Here is an 833-nt window from a genome sequence, read left to right as displayed (position 1 = left end):
ACATTTTATCGGCATAAACGGGTGCAATGCCACGGCGTGTGCTTCCTGCGGCAAGGCTACCCTGATGACCAGAAAGGGCACCATCTAAAATAATATGATAAGGCATTATGACATGGGCACGATCGCTAACAAAAAGCTTAGGCTCAATCCCTTTAGTTTTTAGGTAAGCAATTTCATTCAACAGCGCACACGGATCAACCACAACACCGTTTCCTATAACACTGGTTGGGTTTCCATATACGACACCCGAAGGGATTAGATGGAGCTTAAAGGTGTTTCCTTCAACAATAACAGTATGGCCGGCATTATTGCCACCGTGAAACCTTACAACATAATCAGATTCTCCAGCAAAAAAATCAGTAATTTTTCCCTTACCCTCGTCGCCCCACTGTGCGCCAACAATTGCTGTTATTTTAGAATTAAGAAGGCCACTCATTAAAACAGTTTTTAAAGTGTGTAATTAATAGAAAAACCAACATTCCCACGATGATTAATCGAAGGAAACATTGAAAAAGAATTATTTATGTTATTGTTTTTTTTAGAAACTCTCCCCCTTTTTACTGCTGTTTTTGCTAATCCATAACCAAGTGCAATGCCCAAAGGATAGTCACTCATCCAGTGGACCCCGGTATTCATCATTCCTAACCCATTCAGAGCAATAGCTAAAAAGCCCAAAGGTTTTATGAAGGTATGTTCTGGGTAGTTTTCTGATAAAACAACCACCATAGCAGTAATGGTTGCTACATGCCCAGAGGGAAATGCGTCATAATTAGGAACGTGGTTATGGTAATCCACCTGATTGGGAAAGGGGCGCCAACGACCTGTAGGGGTGG

2 protein-coding genes are annotated in these 833 nt (G+C 41.7%); both read right to left on the bottom strand.

What is annotated here, in order from left to right; translation table 11 throughout:
- The coding region (locus QGG57_06940; GenBank protein MDP7007896.1) for an adenylosuccinate synthetase at positions 1 to 436 on the bottom strand (436 nt) is incomplete at its 3' end.
- Positions 437 to 447: 11 nt separating this feature from the next.
- Positions 448 to 833: phosphatase PAP2 family protein (locus QGG57_06935; protein MDP7007895.1), on the bottom strand; the 386-nt coding region annotated here is incomplete at its 5' end.

This window comes from Candidatus Poseidoniia archaeon (assembly GCA_030748895.1).
Classification (GTDB): Archaea; Thermoplasmatota; Poseidoniia; order MGIII; family CG-Epi1; genus UBA8886.
This window is presented reverse-complemented; position numbering and strand designations above follow the sequence as displayed.